We start from the raw sequence: 20,166 nt of genomic DNA, 5'->3' as shown, positions 1-20,166 counted from the left end.
GCCGTAGTTTACTGAGCTACAGGCGATTAAGCAAGGTATATACCTATACTAGGTGAAAATACAGTAGAAATATTAGTCTTTTAATAATTCATCGAACATCAATTGATGCGTTATCGCTTGTTGCTGACATTTTAGGCGTTGGTTATTAACGATGGTGGTTAAGTCGCTCAGCGCCTGAGTAAAGTCGTTATTAACAATAATGTAGTCAAACTCAGTGTAGTGCGAGCATTCTGCTTTTGCTTGTGCCATACGAGATTTAATGGTGGCATCGCTATCTTGTCCGCGCTTTTTTAAACGGTTTTCAAGTTCTGCTTTTGAAGGCGGACTAATAAAAATTGTGGTGACACTGGGTTGTTTTATCCGTACTTGCTTGGCGCCTTGCCAATCGATATCCAGAAAAACATCAATACCTTGTGCAAGTTGTTTATCTATCGCAGATGCTGAGGTGCCATAATAGTTACCAAAAACTTCAGCATACTCATAAAACTCATTTTGTTTAATTTGCTTTTGAAATTGCTCAACATTAATAAAATGGTAATGTTCAGCGTTATTTTCACCCGGACGGGGTGCTCGTGTGGTGTGAGAAACCGACACTTGCATCGGTCTGGCCGACTCTTGAGATAATAAGGCTTTAATTAAACTAGATTTTCCTGCGCCGCTAGGTGCGGAAAGAATAAATAAATTACCGGGAGTTGTCACAATATTGCCTTATAAAAGAGGTGAAAAATAAATAATGTTTATTATAACGAATTGATGGGGTATTTCATCTCTAAACTTGCTTACCGATAGCAAGAGCAGCATTGTTAATAAAAAAGCCAGCTTTTTAGCTGGCTTTATATTTTCATTAACAGGTCAGTTGATTAAACCAAAAGGTTTAACTTTCCCAGTTTAAGATAACTTTACCAGAAAGGCCTGAACGCATGGTATCAAAGCCTTTTTGAAAATCATCAATATCAAAATGATGAGTAATAATCGGTGATAAGTCTAAACCTGACTGAATTAAGCTCGCCATTTTGTACCAAGTTTCGAACATTTCACGACCGTAAATACCTTTAATTGTTAAGCCTTTAAAAATAACTTGGCTCCAATCAATGGCCATATCTTGACCAGGAATACCGAGCATAGCGATTTTACCGCCGTTATTCATGTTTTCTAACATAGCCGTAAAGGCCATAGGTACGCCCGACATTTCCATGCCAACGTCAAAGCCTTCAGTCATCCCTAGTTCGGTCATCACATCAGTTAAACTTTCTTTACTGACATTAACTGCTCGAGTGGCGCCCATTTTTCGGGCCAAATCCAAGCGATATTCATTAATGTCAGTAATAACAACATGGCGCGCACCGACATGTTTAGCAACAGCTGCTGCCATAATGCCAATAGGACCTGCGCCAGTAATAAGTACATCTTCACCGACCAAGTCAAAAGACAAAGCCGTATGAACAGCATTGCCAAAAGGGTCGAATATCGCAGCTAAATCGTCAGATATTTCATCGGGTAATTTAAACGCATTATAAGCAGGGATCACTAAATATTCAGCAAATGAGCCTTCTCGGTTAACACCGACACCGACAGTATTTCGGCATAAATGTGTACGACCACCGCGACAATTTCGGCAATGACCACAGGTGATATGGCCTTCGCCAGACACCCGGTCACCTAAAGTAAATCCTTTGACTTCTTGACCAATACCGACCACTTCGCCGGCATACTCATGCCCGACCACCATAGGAACGGGAATGGTTTTTTGTGCCCATTCGTCCCAGTTGTAAATATGAATGTCGGTGCCACAAATAGCGGTTTTTTTAATTTTAATTAATAAATCATTATGACCCAGTTGTGGTTTTTTACTCTCAGTCATCCAAATGCCGGGTTCGGCTTTTAACTTTGCTAATGCTTTCATGGTATTTCCTTTAATCCTAACCTTAACCGATAATGTTCATTGCTTTGCCAATACGAATAAAGGCAGAGATGGCTTTATCAAGTTGCTCTTGGGTATGAGCGGCTGAGATTTGAGTTCGAATACGTGCTTGCCCTTTAGGAACGACTGGGAATGAAAAGCCAATCACGTAGATACCTTCCGCTAATAAGCGGCTCGCCATTTCGCTGGCTACTTTTGCGTCGCCTAACATCACTGGGATAATCGCGTGATCAGCGCCCGCACAGGTAAAACCTGCAGCTTCCATGTTCGTGCGAAAGTAATGGGCATTATCTTTTAATGTTTTACGTAATTTGCCGCCTTCGGCTAATAAATCAATCACGGTGATTGACGCATTAACAATAGCGGGTGCTAACGAATTAGAAAATAAGTAAGGGCGTGAACGTTGACGTAACCATTCAATCGTTTCTTTTTTACCTGAGGTGTAACCACCTGAAGCGCCACCCATAGCCTTACCTAGTGTGCCGGTTATAATATCAACACGGCCCATTACATCACAATACTCGTGGCTACCTCGGCCTTCTTCACCGACAAAACCGACAGCGTGTGAGTCATCAACCATCACTAAAGCATTATATTTATCAGCTAAATCACACACTGCTTTTAAGTTAGCGATAACGCCGTCCATCGAAAATACGCCATCGGTAGCAATTAATTTAAAACGTGCACCTGCGGCATCAGCTGCAATGAGTTGTTGCTCTAAATCGCTGGCGTCATTGTTAGCGTAACGGTAACGTTTTGCTTTACATAAACGCACACCATCAATAATTGAAGCATGGTTTAATGAGTCACTGATAATCGCATCTTCGGCGCCCAATAAGGTTTCAAATAAACCGGCATTAGCATCAAAACATGAAGAGTAAAGAATAGTATCTTCCATGCCTAAAAAGTGACTTAATTTTGCTTCAAGTGTTTTGTGAATGTTTTGGGTACCACAAATAAAGCGTACCGATGCCATACCAAAACCATGCTCGTCTAAGCCTGCTTTTGCTGCAGCGATAAGCTCAGGATGATTGGCCAAACCTAAGTAATTGTTAGCACAAAAGTTGACTACCGCTTCACCACTAGCTACGGCAATGTTCGGTTGTTGTGCTGTGGTAATAACACGTTCGGCTTTATATAAACCGTCTTCTTTAACTTGCTCAATTTGATCATTTAAATGTGCATAAAAACTTGCGTTGTTTGAAGAGTCGTTCACAACAATTCCTTATTAATAGGTTTGGATAATACTAGTATTATTATCCTAGATGAAGATTGAAAAAAGTGACACTAGTTAATTTTATGGTTATTTGATTAGTTAAATTGACATGTGACACTATCAAATTGACTATTGTTAGTGTCTAATTGGTTTTTTGAATGGTTAACGGGTATAAATGATGATTACAGAAAAAGATGAAGAGCTACTCGCTATTTTACGATGCAACGCCCGAGCAAGCGTTTCTGACATTGCTAGAGCGACTGGTGTATCTCGCACAGCGATACAAAATCGTTTAACTAAATTAGAAAATAGTGGTGTGATAAAAGCCTACAGTATTGTTTTAGGCAGTGAATATAGTAATCAGTTGATTTCGGCGAATGTATCACTAAAAGTAAATCCTAATCTTAGGCGAAATATTTGTATCGCGTTAAGAAAAATACACAATATTAGTCATATATACTCTATTAGCGGTCAATATGATTTGTTAGCGACCATTCAGGCACAAACATTAAAAAAGTTAAATGAAATTCTTAATATAGTTTGTTCGCTAGAAGGGGTCGAACGGACAAATTCTTCTATTATTCTCGATACTGTTTTCGAAAAATAAAGCGTATTTACTGATCAGTTCAAAGTGGTGTTTAGCCATGAAGTCAGGTTAATTGCTAGGTACTTATTGCGGCGCAATAAGTTATGCCCTTGGTCAACGCCCTGAAAAACTTGGCTGGTTGAGTGACGGTCGCCATTCCATGAAAATAGCTCTTGGGCGGTTAAAAAGCTATCGGCATGATCTGCTGAACTGACGAAGTAAGCAGGAATATCAATTAAGTTTTTATAATGCTCTTTTTCTATATGATCCATAATAGGCGAAAGTATAACAAAGCTATTAATGCGAATCTTTTCTGCTAAGCGTACCGCTTCATTGACTGAGCAACCGCTGGCAACAAGAGAGATAGGTTGTTGCTCGCCAATTTTATTGCGTAAATAATTATAAGCTGCCAGAACATCTTTTTCCCAATAGGAGGTCAGCATGGCAACTTCAGCTTGGTAGCTAACAATGTCTTTTACTTGGTATTTTATCGTTTGGTGAGAAAAATCTTCAGATTCGCTTGCGCCATAGCCTCTAAAATCAATGGCTAATGCATTAATACCTTGCTCGGCTAGTAATTCACCCAGTACATTATAGCTTTCGCTACTGTGGGAGCAGTCATGGAGTAATAATACGCCGCCACCAAGCGTGTCTCCGAGATAATAATTAGCCGATAAAACAAAATCGTCGTCAGCGTGAAACGTTACTTTTTGTGGCATATCTTTTTTATTTACTTGGCTAACATCTACTTGATTATATGTCGGTTCTTCATATTCTTGTGCGGATAATAAAGGGGCTAGTAGTATAAAGCTAACCATAACGAAGCCATGGTTGAATATGTTCTTGATGAAATGAAATTTGCTCATTTTCCTGCGCTACTATTTTAGTTCCTTTAATATCACGACGATAACAAACTCCATCGACTTTGGGTATTTTTATTGTTTGCTTTAGTCGCTATACTGCGTTTATCAACAACTAAAGAGTTTTTTCTGTGCGTTATCAATTATCTTTAATGTTATATCGACTTGTTTTTCTTTGCTTACTCCCGATCGTTTGGTTGTTACTTCAGTTTCGCTCAATAAAACAAAAAGCTTATCGGCAGCGTATCAGCGAACGCTTAGGGTTTTTACCTCGAGAATTTAAAGCAGGTGGCATTATCGTTCATGCGGCGAGTGTCGGTGAAGTTATTGCCCTAAAGAGTTTTATTAGCCAACTGCTGGAAACAAAACCTCATCGTGTTGTTACTGTTACTACTTTTACTCCAACGGGTTCAGAGCAAGTTAAAAAATTGTTTGGGGAACGTGTTCAACATTGTTATTTACCCTTAGACAGTACCTTTTGTGTGGCAGCATTTTTGAATAAATTGAAACCAAAGGCGATAGTTTTTATGGAAACTGAGTTGTGGCCAAACTTAATCGCGCAAAGTGCAGATCAAGGAATAAAATTGTTGTTGATTAATGGCCGCTTATCACAAAAATCGATGAACAATTATCGCAAGCTAGCTTGGTTAATCACACCGACAATTAACCGTTTTGATAAAGTGTTATGTCAAAGCCAAGTGAACTATGAGCACTTTTTAGCCTTAGGTGCCGATGCTGCTCGCTGCAAGGTTTCTGGAAATGTGAAGTTTGACATCAGTGTTAATCAAACAATAAAAGATAAACAGCAAGAGCTGGCTGAATTTGTGGTCACCGAACGATTAATCTGGGTTGTTGCCAGTACTCATAAAGGCGATGAAAGCATTGCGTTAAATGCGTTTGCTGAATTACTGAAAAGCTTGCCACAACTATTACTCATTATTGTACCGCGTCATCCCGAGCGCTTTAATGATGTTGCATCATTATGTGTAGCGCAAGGTTATAATATTGCCCGGCGCAGCACCCAAGAAAAAGTAACTCGTGATAAACAAGTTTGGTTACTCGATAGTTTAGGGGAGTTGTTACCAACGTGTGCTTTAGCTAGCGTTGTGACTATGGGGGGCAGTTTTTCTGATATTGGTGGGCATAATCCACTTGAACCTGCGCTATTTAAAAAACCGATTGTTGTTGGCCCTAATATGAGTAATTTTGTTGAGGTTATGCAGCAACTCGTTGCTGAAAAAGGCATTGTTGAGCTCACTGACCAAGACAATGCGAAGATGACTGATGAGCTAAGTAAAGTCATTGCTGATATTTTTTTATCAGAAAAAACGCAGCAAACATTGGGAGAAAATGCTTACCGCGTGGTAACACAAAACCAAGGGGCTAGTGCCCGAAGTGTAAAACAATTATTGACGTTACTTTAGTTTAATTAAGTTGTGCTTCAAATGTTAAAAAGACACTGCCCATTTGCTGGTCAGCTAAAGGAGAGTTTGGTGTGTCTTCTTTGTGCTCAGCAACTAATAAATATCGACCTGCCGCGCTCGGTGTGAAGTTGATTTCACCTTTTTCATTTGAGAGCAAAGTTAATGTTTGCGGGTTATTGCGGTAACGTGCGCCGTCGGCGGTAATTTCTACGGCAACATCTTTTTGTGCCTTACCATTAAATAAAAATTTGAAAGTCACCTTTTCATTTTCAGCAATATCTGATGGATGAGTAACCGGTAGCAATTCTAATAATTTACCCTCGGTTTTAAAGTTATCACTTGGTGCATTTAAAGTGACATAACTCTCTATTCTTGCATAACGATAAGTGGTTTTGATCGCTATAGCTTCGGTCGGTAATTTGCCAGCTAATTCTGTCTTATTGGCTGATAATCTTTTATGCTCTCCGTCGATAGTATAAGAGGTAATAAAGCTAGCCTCACTGTTATTGGTTATTTTATAGGTCCCAGAATCTTTTAAGAAGTAATCCGCGACACTTTTTCGATGACCTTTATAGCTTGATGAAGCCCTTGATGGCTTGCCATTAGGGGTAATAATTCTCACTAAATCTGTACCCATAGCTTTATCAACATTAAAAGTTTCATTTGATGCGGTTATATCAACCATGATCCATTCGCCTTGTTCCGCAGACAAATTAAAGTGGCTTGGTAAAACCCAGCGAGAATGAGCGAAAGCTTGTGTACTAATGGCACAAGTTAAGGTGAACGCGATTATTTTTTTTAAAGTCATTTTATATTCCAAGTCTAGTGTTTACGTTTTGAGTTAAGGGATTGAATACGTTTATTTTGGTAGCACAGTGAATTGTATTTCATCAGTTTCATGGCTTGCCGCTAAAGTAAATGTTGATTTTATGTTATTTAATACAAATGGTTGGCGTAAAATGACCCGTCCACCATTTTCTCTGACCACTTCAATAAATAACGTATATTGTCCTTTTATGAGTGATTTTTTCTGATCATCTTCAGCCAAGAAAGTCAGAGGATACTTGCCTGCTGCACGAGTAGCAGAAGTTATGCCGTCAACAAAGTCAGCATCTTTTTTGCCGACCTTACGCCACCAGCGTCGAATGTCCTTTAACCATTTAGTTTTTTCTCGCCAAAGTAATAAGGTACGTACTGGTTTTCCTTGTGAGTTTTCAATCCAGCTCGCAACATAGGGCGGATGATACTCGCCAAGTTGCTGTTTTAATGTCAGTTCAAGCTCTAATTGTGCTGGTGCTGGTGCTGAGTTGTTTGGATTGGCAATGGCATTAAAATTTATCAAGCTTAATAAAATAAGTGATAACCCGATTTTTTTTATCTTCATATAAGTTCCTTTTGTGCTCATACAAGCAGAGATCGTTAATAATGCTAATTGATTTAAACCCACCAGATAGCGGTGAAAATCATGGCGACAGTCACGGTTAAACTCAGCGTTAAAGTACGATTAAATCGTCTTTGTGGCATGGCTAAAATAAAACCACTTAGGGCAAACAGGATACAAAGTAAACTGGTTATATCAATAATCCACCCCCAAAAAATACTGGTATTTCTTCCCTTATGTAAATCGTTCATTAGCGCCCACCAACCGTAGTCAGTTTCTTCAAAAAACAACTCTCCACTGACTAAATCGAGGGTAATAGCGGTATTTTTTCCTGCTCGTTTTATACTGAAAAATAATTCGTCCTGGCTACTTTCGAGAATCGTGTTATTTAACGATACCGACAATTTTTGCTCAATAGCTGTCGAGACATTAACAATTTGTAGTGGTGTTAACGGCGGATTTTTAATCATAGATAAATCAATCATTAATGCTCTTTCTACAACGTCAGCTTTGCTGTCACGAAACCATTCAGGATGATTGAGGGTAATGCCGGTTACTGAAAAAAAGAGCAGTAAGCTCAACAATGTCATCGACACATAGACATGAATCAGGCGAGAAAAATTTAAGGTACTTTTATTTATTTGCATAACAGGTATCAGGGTCTTTAATTTATTAATGAGCAACAAATAACTATTTGTTGCTCATTATTTTTAGTCAATTTAGAATGATATCTGTGCGGCTAATCGGTAGCTAATTCCGTCTCCTGCGGTAACGCTAGATATACCACCACCAGCAAGGTATTCAGTATCGAGCAAGTTTTGTATGTTGCAGCGGAAATCAACACCTTGGCCACTTATTGTGGTCTTATAGGTTGCTCCAATATCGATACGGGTATAAGCATCTTTGGAAATCGTGTTATCGCTATTGGCAAAACGTTCACCTTGATAAAATGCACCCGCATTAAGAGCAAGTTGGTCCGTTAATTCATAACGAGACCAAATTGATGCTGACCACTCTGGAGCGTCAACAGGGGTTTTTCCTTGATAATTTTCATCTTTGTCGTATTTTGCGGCTAAGTTCATTAAGGATGCCATAACAAAGAGCTTATCGTTTATTGCGCCTTGTGCAGCAACTTCGAAACCTTTGTGGCGCTGCTCACCTGCCTGTTCAGTTTGCGTATCAAAATTAGGATCGCCGTTGATTGTTTCAGTGATTAACTTGCCTGTTTTGGTAATATCAAAAATAGCGGTCGTTACTAATAAACGTTCATCAAATAATTGCCACTTAGAGCCAATTTCAAGTTGTTTAGATGTCATGGCCTCGAGCTTCATGCCGTGATTAATATCTCGATCGTTTTCTAGTGTTTCGCTGCTCTGGGGTTCAAACCCTTCTGAATAACTCGCGTAGAAAGTGGTTTGGGCATCAGGATGAAATAAAAGCCCAGCTTTAGGTAAGAACGACTCATTGTTCGCACCTTCTTTACTTTGCTTGTCGTAACGTCCTCCGACCGATATTTGCCATTGATCATTTAAGGTGATTAAGTCTTGTAAATAAATGCCATAGTAATCATATGCACTGGTGTAAAGTGAATCGTCAGTTGTGTAGCTGATATCAGGTCGTGTTGGCTCTTCTTGGTCGCTAGAGTAGTCAATTGACTCGCCATTTACTTTACGTTGTCCGTAGTAATAGTCTAAAGAATTAGCGCCAATTAATAATTGATGATCGAGACCGGCGAGGGTAAATTCTCCAGTAAAATCGATAAAAGCAGTTTTAAACTGCCAGTCATCAAAACGGTCATAGGGTTTAGAGGTGTAGCTGTCGCCCTCTAAAAAAATTGTGGGTTTTTTAGGAGAAGATTCAAATCGTTGACGTTTAAAGCTTTGTTCATTGTAGCCGAGTGCAACCTGCCACTGATTATTTAATGCATAGTTGATATCAACACCAATATTTTCAACAGTAATGTCAGTAAATGCCCAAGACATATCACGAATGGTTTTATCATGACCAATAACATCGCCTTTTTCATCTAACCAAGAACCTGTATCTAACCCTGCTTCATCGTCTGTTCGGTCATAATGAAGGCGCACCATGGCATCGTCTGAAATATCATAGTCAATGACTAACGCACCAAGAAAACGATCGCGCTGACGTTGTTCATTGTTTTGGTACTCATGTTGATATGTAGCATCTTGTTTAACCAGTACGCCTCTGTAACGTAATGACTCATCATCAGTTAACGAGCCACCAGCATCTAACGATAATCGGCTTGAACCTTCTTGGTCAACATCAAGACCTAGCGTAAATAATGTTTTAGCAGTTGGCTTTTTTGTCACCATATTCACTAATCCACCAGGCCCTGATTGACCATATAAAATACTTGAAGGACCTTTAATCACTTCGATATTTTCTAAGATTTCGATAGGTTGTTGATAGTGTGACCAATGTTGGTGGCCATCTCTAAGGTAGCCATTTGAAGAACTTAGTTCAAAGCCGCGTAGATTAAATACTTCACGATTACGTTGTTTAGAGCCAGCAGTTAAACTTGCGTCATTCGTTAATACTTCGCCTAATGTTGTCGCTAGTTGTTCTGTTATTACCGAGTTGGGAATAACGGTGACCGACTGAGAAGTTTCTAATAAAGAAACATTGGTCCGCATTGCGCCATGTGCTTGGTCAACTTTATAGTTATTAAAATAACTACCTTTAACTTCGATAACTTCAACAGAGTTATTATTGGTAGCGCTTTCATTGGCACTGGATGAAAAAGGCGTTAAGCCAACGAAAATTGCTAAGCAGACAGGTGAATACTTCATTGTTATTCCTAAAAGAAAATAGAGAGATAAATTACTTGGTGCGAATACTAATGATAACGATTATCATTTGCAACAAGTAAATTTGCTTTATTGTCTTTTCCCCGATAACTTTTATTCGTTTTTTTTGCTTGTTAAGTTAAATGTGTCGCAAGGATCCCTGGCATCGCTAGAATAATGCAAGGCCGTATTTTGAATTTATAGTTGATGTGAGGCAGTTTAACCATCTCTATTATTTGAGGAGAAACTCAGGGTAGTGTTCATCAAGAAGTAGGTGCAGTTTTTCTTTAACTTGGCTGAAAGTAATACCATTCATTAAATCACTACCTTTGGCGCGAATCCCCCAAGGTAGCTGATCAAGAGGCTGTCTATATTGTTCTTGGGCAGTATGTTCGTAGCAACTTACCACATAGTTTTGATATAAATATGGCCCGGTACGGCAAGGGTTACTGTGCGCGTACAAGCCAATAACGGGTGTGCCAACAGTGACTGCCATATGCGCTGGTCCAGTGTCAGGAGCTATCACCAAATGAGCTGTTTTAAGCACACCAAGTAGCTGTTTCAAATTGGTTTTGCCAACAAGATTAACAAGGTTGCATTGACTTAAACTGATAATTTCAGTGGCTAGTAATGTTTCTAGTGTGGTCGGTCCGCCACAAATAACCACTTGAAAACCTAACGCTGTTAAATAATCGGCTATTTTTGCATAACCTTCGGCATGCCAATTTCTCTCAGCTTTACTTGCTGCTGGCGAAATAACAGCAATAGGTTTATCAGATACTAACGATAGCCGCTCACTTGCCCAAAGTTCGTTTTCGTCACCAATGGGCATTTGCCAGCTAGGACTTTCGCTAGGAACACCAATAGCTTTTGCAAAACCAATAAAACCATCAAGTACATGTGGTTGATGTTGTGGCGCTATCTGATGATTGGTGAAAAGCCACTGGCCTTCTTTAGCTCGTTTGCGGTCGAAACCTATTTTTATTTTTGCTTTAATACACCAACTCGCTAAACTGGCACGCAAGGCAACTTGCATATGTAATAGCACATCAAATTTTTGATCGGTTAACTCAGTACGTAAATCCCGATAGCCTTTCAAGCCTGCTTTCTTATCAAATATGACAAATTTTACCTGTGGCAATCCTTGTAATAAGTTCGCCTCGACTTTGCCTATCACCCAAGTTATTTTTGTTTGAGGATAAAAACGTTGAATTTGTTGCACCATAGCTACGGCGTGACAAACGTCTCCGATAGCAGATAAGCGTAATAAACATAAATTTTTTGGCGCTGTTAATTGACCCAGCATAAAGGAATCACCACAATAGAGCATATAAAGTATTTGAATTGAGTCTATTATCTTGAAACAGTCAGCAATTGTAAAACCTTACCAAGAAAAAACTTACCAACAAGCTAATATTTATTGTTGCTATAACGCCAATGCAATCGATGACTTTTCTCCTGAAATGCTTAATAGTGATTTTTGGCATAAAAATAATGCCATTACCGGCAGTGCCCAAGGGCGTGGTACTACTTGGTTTGTTCAGTACGACTCTCCAGAAGTAAACACCATGGAAAAACAACAGTGGGTGTTACGTCATTATTTTCGTGGTGGTTTAATTGGCAAAATAATTAATGATAAATATTTTTTTACGGGACAAAATAGTACTCGAGCCGCCCAAGAATACCATTTATTAAATACGCTACAGGGGTTAGCACTGCCAGCGCCAAAGCCCATTGCTTTTCGGGTGATTAAGCAGGGGCTTTTTTATCAAGCTGATTTGTTATCTTCTCGAATTGAACATGCTCAAGATTTAGTGGCGGTTTTATCAAAAGCACTCTTAGCCGAGCAAGTTTGGCGAGAAGTGGGCAAGGTGATTCGTCGTTTTCATGATGCTGGCATTTATCATCATGATTTAAATAGTCACAATATCCTACTCGATGAAGAGAACAATGTTTGGTTGATTGATTTTGATCGCGGCGAACAACGAGCGGTTGCTCAATCATGGCAGCAAGCTAATATGGCAAGATTATTACGTTCTTTTGAAAAAGAAAAAGTAAAATTGCCAAACTTTAATTGGCAAAAATCAGACTGGCAACTTCTATTAGCAGGATATCTGCAGTCAAATGAGTGATTAACGGCATTAAAAATGCAAAATTTAATTGAATAATATTTTGATTTTCAACTAAACAGATGGTTTGGTGGTTAAGCGACTTCAGCGACTTCCATACAACGTTTACGGTACATGGTACGTGCTTCTAAAAACTCAGGCATTGCAGACTCAGTGATATAAGGTTGAATAATCACTAATATTTTTAAGACACCTTCATAAAAAACGGCATCAGTAATTTCAATATTTTTATTTTGAGTTTGATAAAAGCTTAACCAGAAGGTGTTCACTAAACGTAAAATACTGACAATATCAGGTAAGTCTTCATCAGCAAACTTCATCATATGAGTACTACGTAATGACAACAGCATCTCACTGACACGGGTAGCGATTGATGATTGCACATCAACATACTTTTCATGTAACAAAGGGTTTTTTGCTAACAATACCGGCAGGTTACTGTAGAAAAATCTAAACTTCATTAGTGCTTGAAAAACAGCATCCATATATAAAATGATGGTATCGAGGGGTTTTACTTCGGGTGTTACAAAAGGGACTGTATCTAATAATAGGTTACGTGCATATTCTTCGTAGATGGAAAGAATAATGTCTTCTTTATTGCGAAAATGATAATAGAGGTTACCCGGACTAATGCTTAAATGCGCTGCAATATGATTAGTTGTTACGTTGCGCTCACCTTGTTCATTGAAAAGCTCAATGCTGGCTTGAATAATTTTATCACGGGTTTTCATGTCAGTTACTTCTGTTTTTATTATTGTATTATTTTCCATCATACTATCAAAATTGAACTGACGGAAAGGCTTTTCGAGTAAATACTTTAACAAATTCGTCTTTGTAAGTTTCCATTCACTAAAAATAGCCTTTACAATGTTTTTAAGTTTATAAAGAAGATACAACTAATGACGATAAAAGCGATTTACCCAGGAACCTTCGATCCGGTCACTAACGGCCACACAGATTTAATTGAGCGTGCAAGTGCTTTGTTTTCTGAAGTTATTGTTGGTGTTGCTGCCAGCCCAAGTAAAAAGCCTCGTTTTGATTTAGCGCAGCGTGTTGCTATGATTGAAGAAGTGAGCCGGCATCTGCCCAATATCACCGTGGTTGGTTTTAGTGGCTTATTAGTCGACTTTGCTAAAAAAAATCAAGCCAAAGTACTGATCCGCGGCTTGCGCGCTGTGTCTGATTTTGATTATGAATTTCAATTAGCCAATATGAATAGACGTTTAGCCCCTGAACTTGAAAGTGTATTTTTGACACCATCAGAAGGAAATTCTTTTATTTCGTCAACCTTAGTAAAAGAAGTATCCTTGCATAATGGTGATGTGAGTCAATTTGTTCATCCTATTGTAAAAGCTGCACTCGACGATACTTAATCAGTTTGGCAGTTCGGACAGAACACCGAACTGCGATTCGATTGTCTAACTTCTTCAAGAATCGTTTGGCAGCTATTACATTGCTTGCCTGCCCGACCGTAAACTAATAATTCTTGTGCAAAATATCCTGGGCGACCATCTGCTTGAGTAAAATCTTTTAAGGTTGTGCCCCCTTGGGCAATGGCTGCAGTTAATACTTGTTTGATAATATCGGTAAGCTGATCAAAACGTGCTGCAGAAATCGTTCCGGCTAAGGCCGTTGGTAAAATACCAGCTTTAAATAATGCTTCATTTGCGTAAATATTACCGACACCGACCACAACAGGGTTTGACATTAAAAAGGTTTTTATCGGTACTTTGCGATTCTGCGCCTTAGTAAATAAATAGCCGTAAGTGAAGTCATCACTCAATGGCTCGGGTCCTAATTTACTTAATAAACCTCGCTCGTCAATATTGTCTTTAAACCATAATACCGCGCCAAAACGTCGAGGGTCATTCAAACGTAACGCTTTGCCGTGTGCGAAGACTAAATCAAAATGATCATGCTTGGCGATAGGTGTATCGGCTTCAATCACTCTAATGGTTCCTGACATGCCTAAATGCAAAACTAAGGTACCATGTGAAAACTTAATTAATAAATATTTTGAGCGGCGCTCAACAGCATGAACACTATGACCAATCATACTTTGTACTGTTTCAGGAATTGGCCAACGTAATTTTGCGTTACGTACAACAACTTGTGAAACGGTTTGCTTTAAAATATGGGGACTAATGCCTTGTCGGCAAACTTCTACTTCAGGTAATTCGGGCATAGTAGCTCTATATTGGGTTTATGGTAAATTACAGTGTTAGTGCTTGCATACGATGAACAAAAGCATCGGCAAAGCGTGTTGCTGATTGTTCATCCATATTAAAATATAATGAAGGCTCAATTAGTTCAGCCTCCATAAGAGCAAAACCCTGCTCACAACGCACAAAATCAACGCGAGCGTACAGTGGCATGCCGATTTGCGTTTTTATCGCTTTAAGGGCTTGCTCTGCATGCTTTGTTAAGCTTGCTTCCGGTGTTATTGACCTTAAACGACCGCCATGTTCTTCCTGAACGCGAAAATCATCGTCTTTTGGTGTTTTTAAAATGGCGTGACTGTAGTGGCCATTAAAATAAAACAGTGAAAATTCACCTTCATCAATAACATTTTTCATAAAGGGCTGAACTAAAAACTCACTGGCTGAAAACGCTTGTGCAAGTTGTGGATAAAATGTTTGATGATTTTCTTTTGTTAACCAAAAGGTATTATCAGCATTTGCACTAATACGAGGCTTAATGACTAATTGATCAACATTTAATTCAGTAAAATATTGATCAAGCTGTTGCGGCGTTAAATTTTTCCGCCACAATGTTTTTACAATATTTACATCAAGGCTAACTAATTCACGTAAATATTTTTTATCAATATTCCACTCAACCGTTTGTAAACTATTTTCAAGGTGAGCACTAGATTGCTCAATATCAGTTAACACCTTTAAAAATTCAGCCGCATTGTCTTGGTAATCCCATGGCGAACGAATAATAACGGCGGCATAGTCGTTCCAATTAACACTTTTATCATGCCATGACACCATATGCATTTGCCAACCTAACGCGAGTAGTGGCTGTGCAAGTAAATGGTCGTAAGCCTCAAAATTTTTAAGGTTGTCCATGGTCAGTATCGCGCAGTCTTGTATTTTATGATTAGTCATCGACATGATCTTCTTTATGGTTTTAGTGAAAGGGGAAGTTAACTGGCTAATATTTCATTAGGAATGAGCTGTGAAAATATTGCCAGCGGAAAAGCTAACCATCTTTTTTGCTGAAGATTAAAGACCAGCAATTCATTATCAGTAATAAATAAATTAAGTAATTGAGCTTGCGCTTCATCGGCTAATTCAACCGTAACCACTAACGCCATTTGGTGGTCAAGCTCGGGTGGAACAGTAACTATGTCACCTGTTATCTCATGCCAGGTGAGCATCATTTGCTCTAATGCTTGTCCTGATATTTTTGCTGGTGTTGCTCGCCAAGTTCGTCCGATGCGTTCTATCGCCACTTGCTGGTTAACCGCTAGTGATAGAATAACAGCATGTTTGGCAAACAAGGTCTGTTGTTTATTATCTTGCTGCTCAGTTGATGAATATAATTTTTTATTAGTCACGTTAATCACCAGAATAAAAATCATCACTGAAAAAATGATAACGTTGTTCCAACCAGTACGAGAGAGCTTCATAAAAGACTCATTATTAAATATGATAATAGCGATGATACTAAATTTTAGGCAATAAAAAACCCAGCAATTGCTGGGTTTTTAAAAACTTGAATTAAATTACTTAATTTTAGCTTCTTTGTACATTACGTGCTGACGGATGCGTGGATCAAATTTCTTGATCTCCATCTTTTCAGGCATAGTCTTTTTATTCTTATCAGTAGTATAAAAATGACCAGTACCGGCACTAGAAACTAAACGAATTTTATCGCGCATAATAATTTCCTCTAAAAGTAGTTGTTAAACTTTTCCGCCACGGGCACGGATGTCAGTTAATACTACATCAATACCTTTCTTATCGATAATACGCATTCCTTTCGGAGTTAAACGTAATTTAACGAAACGATTTTCACTCTCCACCCAAAAACGGTGAGATTGAAGGTTTGGTAAAAAACGACGACGAGTCGCGTTTCTTGCATGTGAACGGTTGTTTCCAACCATTGGCACTTTGCCTGTTACTTGGCAAACTTTAGACATTCTGAGTACTCCAAAAATTAATTCCAGGTCGAACTATTATTCCCCAAGACCGTCGCCTCGAGATCCTGAAAAAGGTGGCATATTATAGTGAAACTGAAAAATGAAAGCCACCTTTAATAAGAAAAAACTATGTTAACTTAATATTGTATTACTTTACAATGGCTTATCTGTTTTTTGTGGCTGTATGACGCAAGGTTTGAGTGAAAATTGCACAGATAAATATCAAGTTGTTGTTAATTTATGCCTGAGTCGAGCAATTTTTTAAGTTTATTATGCTGTTCTTCGCCACAAAGTTCGTTAATTAAAATACGAATAATATGTGATTTGGCTAATTTAGTTTCTTTAGCGAGATCTTGTAATTGGATAATCGCTTGTTCACTGAGAGTGAAAGTGGCGTGACGAAAGGGCTTATTTCCTTTCATATTCTTACTCGCCAATTGCTGTTTTGCAGCAAGAATGGCTTGTTCAATAGAGACATTCTTGGTGTTGTCGCTATTAACAATTTCAGGGTGCCCTAACGCATAATTTTCTGCGTCAGCAATAAATTCGTCAACAGTAAATTCCCTTTTCTTTTTATTTCCTTGTGTGGTTTTCTTTAGGTCAGTTAAACTCATGTGAGTTGTCCGGTTTCATTGCTAATAATTCTTCAGCTATAGCGGTCATTTCTATTGCTGCTTTACCCTGAGGTTCTATTTCGAGTACTGAAGAGCCTTGTTCTTCGCTGTCATCATAAACATTACGACTAAAGGTTACCGCGTTTAATACGTTAATACCATATGAGCGGCAAACATCTTTTGCTTCTAATATTCGTTTACCTTGGTTGGGCAACGATGGGCATTGGGTGATAACAAAAGAGGCGAGCATTTTTGGGTTAACCATTTTACAGGTACTGAGCATATCTTCCATGTGTGGCACGGTTTTTAGATCTCGACGTTTAGGGCGCAGCGGAATAATAACATGGTCAGCAACTGACATTGCAGCACGAAGCGCTAAGTTATCTTGGCCACCACAGTCAACAATTACATAATCATAATGCTGTACTAAACTAAGCAAATCGTTACGAATTTTACCATACAATTGAATACAGTTTATCGCGGGTAACGACGGATCAGAATTTCTTGCTTGTATCCAGTCAGAGGTTGTTCTTTGTGGATCACAGTCAACCATCAACACGATAGCTTTTTTATCTCGGGCAAAATAAACGGCTAAATTCTGTGCTAAACAGCTCTTACCACTACCCCCTTTTTCGCCACCTACTAAAATCATCATAATATAAAATGTCCTTACCTCTTGTTGTAACATTTGCTGTTGTAACATTCGCGTCGAGGATTAATTATAGTGCAACTATTTTATTTTGCATTTTCATTTTCTAAGCGTAGTGCTAATTCAAAATAACCATTCGGTTGCTTAAGACAGCGGATCACTGTGCCATATAAATTTTGGCTATCGGGGTTGGCTACCTTAAAAACTACGGTCACTTTAGTTTGTAGTGGAATGACATGGTCGCAATCGAGCTTCAAGCCACCACGCGAAAAGTCCAAACAAGTAATTTTTCGTTGCACGGTTTGTTGCTGGTCATTTACCCAACGTATATCAACTAACTCTTTTTCCATATCTAAGCGAAAAGATTGTCGTCGCTCGTCGTCGCTGCTCTGATTGGGTTCAGGTTCGTTCATCTAAAGCTCCTTCTATTATTTATTCTTTATAATTCACCGTGTTCAGCAAAAGAGTAACACTGATTACCGGCAACAATAATGTGATCGAGTACTTGTATATCAATTAAGCTTAGTGCCTGTTCTAGTCTTTTGGTAATTTGTTTATCAGCAATGCTCGCTTCGGCAATACCCGAAGGATGATTATGCGCTAAAATTACCGCGACGGCTTTTTGTTTTAACGCCTGCTCAACCACTATTCTGGGGTAGACTGCTGCCGCATTAATAGTGCCAAAAAATAATCGTTCAAAGGTTAATACTTGATGCTGGCTATCGAGAAACATTACCGCAAAGACTTCTCTGCTTTCACCACGTAATTCACTGATCAAGTAATCTCTTGTCACCTGTGAAGAGCTTAACGCAGTACCTTTTTGCAATTGCTCGCTAAGATAACGCTTTGACATCTCCAAACACGCTTGTAACTGTACATATTTCGCCACACCTAAACCATGATGTTGACAAAACTCTTGCTCAGTTGCGCGATAGATGGCGGCAATACTGCCAAAACTTTTTAAAAGCTGCTGAGCTAGCTCAACTACATGGCATCCCTTTACTCCCGTGCGTAAAAATATAGCCAATAATTCTGCATCACTTAAACTGCTAGGTCCTTTGTGTAGTAGCTTTTCCCTGGGTTTTTCATTTTCTAACCAATCTTTTAACATCACCGCATCCTTGCAAAGCAAATTTGTAAATGGGCAAATTAATGGTATCTTATCGCCACTTACCGTTATTAAGACTAGCAGTTTATGCAAATTTTACAGGGGAAAAAAATAGTTCTGGGTATTACTGGCGGTATTGCTGCCTATAAAACGCCAGAATTAGTGCGTCGTTTAAAAGATAATGGCGCAGATGTTCGTGTAGTGATGACAACAGCGGCGAAAGCTTTTATCACCCCACTAACATTACAGGCCGTTTCTGCCAATGGCGTTTCAGACAGTTTGCTTGATAGCCAAGCAGAATTAGCTATGGGGCATATAGAATTAGCAAAATGGGCAGACTTTATCTTAATTGCACCAGCGACAGCCGACGCAATTGCCCGTATTACCTGCGGCATGGCGAATGATTTATTGACTACAATATGTTTGGCAACAAGTGCGCCAATTGCTATCGCTCCAGCGATGAATCAACAAATGTGGCATGCGGCAATAACTCAAGAAAATATTGCCAAACTTATTTCACGAAAAGTTGCCATATTTGGTCCTGGCTCAGGAGCACAAGCTTGTGGTGATGTTGGTTTAGGGCGAATGTTAGATGTTGACCCTTTGGTTAACCATGTCTGTCAATTTTTTCAACCCGCGTCGAAGATTGCTCAGGTAAATTTATCAGGTCAACGTTGGGTGATCACAGCAGGACCAACGCGTGAAGCTATAGACCCAGTTCGCTATATTTCAAATCATAGCTCAGGAAAAATGGGTTATGCCATCGCACAAGCAGCACAATTAGCGGGTGCAGAAGTACAAATAATATCGGGCCCCGTCAGTATTGCCGTTCCCCATGGTTGTAAAAAAATAGCGGTGGAAAGTGCATTACAAATGCACCAGCAAGCGCTTGAACTCGCTAAAAAAGCTGACGTTTTTGTTGCCTGTGCCGCGGTTGCTGATTATCGAGTTAGTGAAGTAGCAACGCAAAAAATTAAAAAATCAGCCGATGAAATGCAACTTGTTTTAGTGAAAAATCCCGATATTGTTGCCGATGTTGCTGCTTTATCTGTAAAACCTTTTACCGTCGGTTTTGCCGCTGAAACACAAGATGTCGCACATTATGCGCTTGATAAATTAAAAAGAAAAAATCTTGATATGATTGCTGCCAACAATGTTGCGCTGTCAGGACAAGGCTTTAATAGTGATGATAATGCCTTAACGGTTTTCTCCAATATAAATAAAACGGAACTACCGTTAGCATCGAAAAAAATACTTGCCGAGCAATTAGTACAACTAATTTCGCAACATTATATTGAAAAAAAATAAGAGAACGATT

24 protein-coding genes are annotated in these 20,166 nt (G+C 39.0%); 5 read left to right on the top strand and 19 right to left on the bottom strand.

Going from position 1 to position 20,166, the window contains the following annotated elements; all coding sequences use genetic code 11:
• Positions 1–72: 72 nt before the first annotated feature.
• The 3 genes from gmk to H4J67_RS06450 all read right to left on the bottom strand — a co-directional run bounded on the left by gmk (position 73) and on the right by H4J67_RS06450 (position 3,137).
• Complete coding sequence (gene gmk, locus H4J67_RS06460; RefSeq protein ID WP_182175052.1) at positions 73–699, bottom strand: guanylate kinase; 627 nt, start codon at positions 697–699, stop codon at positions 73–75.
• Positions 700–874: 175 nt separating this feature from the next.
• Entirely contained in the window at positions 875–1,903 is a 1,029-nt protein-coding gene (tdh, locus tag H4J67_RS06455; protein WP_182175055.1) for an L-threonine 3-dehydrogenase, read from the bottom strand.
• Positions 1,904–1,925: 22 nt separating this feature from the next.
• Positions 1,926–3,137 carry a glycine C-acetyltransferase gene (locus tag H4J67_RS06450; RefSeq protein WP_182203234.1) on the bottom strand — a complete coding sequence of 404 codons (1,212 nt, stop codon included), beginning with the start codon at positions 3,135–3,137 and terminating at the stop codon, positions 1,926–1,928.
• 175 nt (positions 3,138–3,312) lie between these two features.
• Here H4J67_RS06450 and H4J67_RS06445 point away from each other — a divergent pair, with 175 nt between their 5' ends.
• Positions 3,313–3,744, top strand: a complete 432-nt coding sequence (locus H4J67_RS06445) for an Lrp/AsnC family transcriptional regulator (RefSeq protein WP_404842490.1) — start codon at positions 3,313–3,315, stop codon at positions 3,742–3,744.
• Positions 3,745–3,758: 14 nt separating this feature from the next.
• On the opposite strand, the gene H4J67_RS06440 is transcribed toward H4J67_RS06445, so the two are convergent.
• Entirely contained in the window at positions 3,759–4,541 is a 783-nt protein-coding gene (locus H4J67_RS06440; protein WP_182203232.1) for a serine aminopeptidase domain-containing protein, read from the bottom strand.
• Between the two features lie 173 nt (positions 4,542–4,714).
• Here H4J67_RS06440 and waaA point away from each other — a divergent pair, with 173 nt between their 5' ends.
• Positions 4,715–6,007, top strand: coding sequence for a lipid IV(A) 3-deoxy-D-manno-octulosonic acid transferase (gene waaA, locus H4J67_RS06435; protein ID WP_182203230.1), 1,293 nt, complete (start codon positions 4,715–4,717; stop codon positions 6,005–6,007).
• 1 nt (position 6,008) lies between these two features.
• Here the strand turns inward: waaA and H4J67_RS06430 are convergent, their stop codons facing one another.
• The 5 genes from H4J67_RS06430 to H4J67_RS06410 form a co-directional block, all read right to left on the bottom strand.
• The gene (locus tag H4J67_RS06430) at positions 6,009–6,815 is read right to left on the bottom strand and encodes a DUF4198 domain-containing protein (RefSeq protein ID WP_182203228.1); all 807 of its coding nucleotides are present in this window, start codon (positions 6,813–6,815) and stop codon (positions 6,009–6,011) included.
• Positions 6,816–6,866: 51 nt separating this feature from the next.
• Positions 6,867–7,391 carry a DUF2271 domain-containing protein gene (locus tag H4J67_RS06425; protein WP_182203226.1) on the bottom strand — a complete coding sequence of 175 codons (525 nt, stop codon included), beginning with the start codon at positions 7,389–7,391 and terminating at the stop codon, positions 6,867–6,869.
• 53 nt (positions 7,392–7,444) lie between these two features.
• Positions 7,445–8,035 (bottom strand): PepSY-associated TM helix domain-containing protein, encoded by a 591-nt coding sequence (locus H4J67_RS06420; RefSeq protein WP_182203224.1) that lies wholly within the window; start codon positions 8,033–8,035, stop codon positions 7,445–7,447.
• A 72-nt stretch (positions 8,036–8,107) separates the two neighbouring features.
• The gene (locus H4J67_RS06415; RefSeq protein WP_182203222.1) at positions 8,108–10,201 is read right to left on the bottom strand and encodes a TonB-dependent siderophore receptor; all 2,094 of its coding nucleotides are present in this window, start codon (positions 10,199–10,201) and stop codon (positions 8,108–8,110) included.
• Between the two features lie 229 nt (positions 10,202–10,430).
• The gene (locus H4J67_RS06410) at positions 10,431–11,504 is read right to left on the bottom strand and encodes a glycosyltransferase family 9 protein (protein WP_182175080.1); all 1,074 of its coding nucleotides are present in this window, start codon (positions 11,502–11,504) and stop codon (positions 10,431–10,433) included.
• A 52-nt stretch (positions 11,505–11,556) separates the two neighbouring features.
• Between H4J67_RS06410 and H4J67_RS06405 the strand changes: the two genes are divergently transcribed.
• Positions 11,557–12,330, top strand: coding sequence for a 3-deoxy-D-manno-octulosonic acid kinase (locus H4J67_RS06405; protein ID WP_220463292.1), 774 nt, complete (start codon positions 11,557–11,559; stop codon positions 12,328–12,330).
• 71 nt (positions 12,331–12,401) lie between these two features.
• Here the strand turns inward: H4J67_RS06405 and H4J67_RS06400 are convergent, their stop codons facing one another.
• Entirely contained in the window at positions 12,402–13,151 is a 750-nt protein-coding gene (locus H4J67_RS06400; RefSeq protein ID WP_259368507.1) for a TetR/AcrR family transcriptional regulator, read from the bottom strand.
• A 75-nt stretch (positions 13,152–13,226) separates the two neighbouring features.
• Between H4J67_RS06400 and coaD the strand changes: the two genes are divergently transcribed.
• On the top strand, positions 13,227–13,700 hold the full coding sequence (gene coaD, locus H4J67_RS06395) for a pantetheine-phosphate adenylyltransferase (RefSeq protein ID WP_070375412.1): 474 nt from the start codon (positions 13,227–13,229) through the stop codon (positions 13,698–13,700).
• Here coaD and mutM read toward each other — a convergent pair.
• The 9 genes from mutM to radC form a co-directional block, all read right to left on the bottom strand.
• Positions 13,697–14,512 carry a bifunctional DNA-formamidopyrimidine glycosylase/DNA-(apurinic or apyrimidinic site) lyase gene (mutM, locus tag H4J67_RS06390; RefSeq protein ID WP_070375413.1) on the bottom strand — a complete coding sequence of 272 codons (816 nt, stop codon included), beginning with the start codon at positions 14,510–14,512 and terminating at the stop codon, positions 13,697–13,699. The two genes, coaD and mutM, sit on opposite strands and share 4 nt — an antisense overlap.
• Before the next feature lie 28 nt (positions 14,513–14,540).
• On the bottom strand, positions 14,541–15,440 hold the full coding sequence (locus tag H4J67_RS06385; RefSeq protein ID WP_220463293.1) for a RimK family alpha-L-glutamate ligase: 900 nt from the start codon (positions 15,438–15,440) through the stop codon (positions 14,541–14,543).
• A 38-nt stretch (positions 15,441–15,478) separates the two neighbouring features.
• Positions 15,479–15,964 (bottom strand): hypothetical protein, encoded by a 486-nt coding sequence (locus H4J67_RS06380; protein WP_182203220.1) that lies wholly within the window; start codon positions 15,962–15,964, stop codon positions 15,479–15,481.
• A 96-nt stretch (positions 15,965–16,060) separates the two neighbouring features.
• The gene (rpmG, locus tag H4J67_RS06375; protein ID WP_070375415.1) at positions 16,061–16,216 is read right to left on the bottom strand and encodes a 50S ribosomal protein L33; all 156 of its coding nucleotides are present in this window, start codon (positions 16,214–16,216) and stop codon (positions 16,061–16,063) included.
• A 24-nt stretch (positions 16,217–16,240) separates the two neighbouring features.
• A complete protein-coding gene (rpmB, locus tag H4J67_RS06370; RefSeq protein WP_070375416.1) occupies positions 16,241–16,477 on the bottom strand; it encodes a 50S ribosomal protein L28 in 237 nt (78 codons plus the stop codon).
• 233 nt (positions 16,478–16,710) lie between these two features.
• Complete coding sequence (locus H4J67_RS06365) at positions 16,711–17,091, bottom strand: hypothetical protein (RefSeq protein ID WP_182175085.1); 381 nt, start codon at positions 17,089–17,091, stop codon at positions 16,711–16,713.
• Positions 17,078–17,746, bottom strand: a complete 669-nt coding sequence (locus H4J67_RS06360) for an AAA family ATPase (protein WP_070375418.1) — start codon at positions 17,744–17,746, stop codon at positions 17,078–17,080. Before H4J67_RS06360 ends, H4J67_RS06365 begins: the two co-directional genes overlap by 14 nt.
• Before the next feature lie 80 nt (positions 17,747–17,826).
• The gene (locus H4J67_RS06355; protein ID WP_182175088.1) at positions 17,827–18,153 is read right to left on the bottom strand and encodes a PilZ domain-containing protein; all 327 of its coding nucleotides are present in this window, start codon (positions 18,151–18,153) and stop codon (positions 17,827–17,829) included.
• A 26-nt stretch (positions 18,154–18,179) separates the two neighbouring features.
• Complete coding sequence (gene radC / locus H4J67_RS06350) at positions 18,180–18,854, bottom strand: DNA repair protein RadC (RefSeq protein WP_182175091.1); 675 nt, start codon at positions 18,852–18,854, stop codon at positions 18,180–18,182.
• Positions 18,855–18,935: 81 nt separating this feature from the next.
• Between radC and coaBC the strand changes: the two genes are divergently transcribed.
• Positions 18,936–20,156 (top strand): bifunctional phosphopantothenoylcysteine decarboxylase/phosphopantothenate--cysteine ligase CoaBC, encoded by a 1,221-nt coding sequence (gene coaBC / locus H4J67_RS06345; protein WP_182203219.1) that lies wholly within the window; start codon positions 18,936–18,938, stop codon positions 20,154–20,156.
• Positions 20,157–20,166 lie beyond the last annotated feature (10 nt).

The organism is Colwellia sp. BRX10-4 (assembly GCF_014077465.1).
Classification (GTDB): domain Bacteria; phylum Pseudomonadota; class Gammaproteobacteria; order Enterobacterales; family Alteromonadaceae; genus Colwellia_A.
The sequence above is the reverse complement of the archived record's forward strand: the minus strand, read 5'-3'. Positions and strand labels throughout refer to the sequence as shown.

Excerpts from the sequence above, each read along its gene's own strand:
- tdh (WP_182175055.1), bottom strand. The coding sequence starts at position 1,903 with ATGAAAGCATTAGCAAAGTTAAAAGCCGAACCCGGCATTTGGATGACT.
- H4J67_RS06445 (WP_404842490.1), top strand. The coding sequence starts at position 3,313 with ATGATGATTACAGAAAAAGATGAAGAGCTACTCGCTATTTTACGATGC.
- H4J67_RS06440 (WP_182203232.1), bottom strand. The coding sequence starts at position 4,541 with ATGGTTAGCTTTATACTACTAGCCCCTTTATTATCCGCACAAGAATAT.
- H4J67_RS06430 (WP_182203228.1), bottom strand. The coding sequence starts at position 6,815 with ATGACTTTAAAAAAAATAATCGCGTTCACCTTAACTTGTGCCATTAGT.
- H4J67_RS06425 (WP_182203226.1), bottom strand. The coding sequence starts at position 7,391 with ATGAAGATAAAAAAAATCGGGTTATCACTTATTTTATTAAGCTTGATA.
- H4J67_RS06420 (WP_182203224.1), bottom strand. The coding sequence starts at position 8,035 with ATGCAAATAAATAAAAGTACCTTAAATTTTTCTCGCCTGATTCATGTC.
- H4J67_RS06415 (WP_182203222.1), bottom strand. The coding sequence starts at position 10,201 with ATGAAGTATTCACCTGTCTGCTTAGCAATTTTCGTTGGCTTAACGCCT.
- H4J67_RS06410 (WP_182175080.1), bottom strand. The coding sequence starts at position 11,504 with ATGCTGGGTCAATTAACAGCGCCAAAAAATTTATGTTTATTACGCTTA.
- coaD (WP_070375412.1), top strand. The coding sequence starts at position 13,227 with ATGACGATAAAAGCGATTTACCCAGGAACCTTCGATCCGGTCACTAAC.
- mutM (WP_070375413.1), bottom strand. The coding sequence starts at position 14,512 with ATGCCCGAATTACCTGAAGTAGAAGTTTGCCGACAAGGCATTAGTCCC.
- H4J67_RS06385 (WP_220463293.1), bottom strand. The coding sequence starts at position 15,440 with ATGACTAATCATAAAATACAAGACTGCGCGATACTGACCATGGACAAC.
- H4J67_RS06380 (WP_182203220.1), bottom strand. The coding sequence starts at position 15,964 with ATGAAGCTCTCTCGTACTGGTTGGAACAACGTTATCATTTTTTCAGTG.
- rpmG (WP_070375415.1), bottom strand. The coding sequence starts at position 16,216 with ATGCGCGATAAAATTCGTTTAGTTTCTAGTGCCGGTACTGGTCATTTT.
- rpmB (WP_070375416.1), bottom strand. The coding sequence starts at position 16,477 with ATGTCTAAAGTTTGCCAAGTAACAGGCAAAGTGCCAATGGTTGGAAAC.
- H4J67_RS06365 (WP_182175085.1), bottom strand. The coding sequence starts at position 17,091 with ATGAGTTTAACTGACCTAAAGAAAACCACACAAGGAAATAAAAAGAAA.
- H4J67_RS06360 (WP_070375418.1), bottom strand. The coding sequence starts at position 17,746 with ATGATGATTTTAGTAGGTGGCGAAAAAGGGGGTAGTGGTAAGAGCTGT.
- H4J67_RS06355 (WP_182175088.1), bottom strand. The coding sequence starts at position 18,153 with ATGAACGAACCTGAACCCAATCAGAGCAGCGACGACGAGCGACGACAA.
- coaBC (WP_182203219.1), top strand. The coding sequence starts at position 18,936 with ATGCAAATTTTACAGGGGAAAAAAATAGTTCTGGGTATTACTGGCGGT.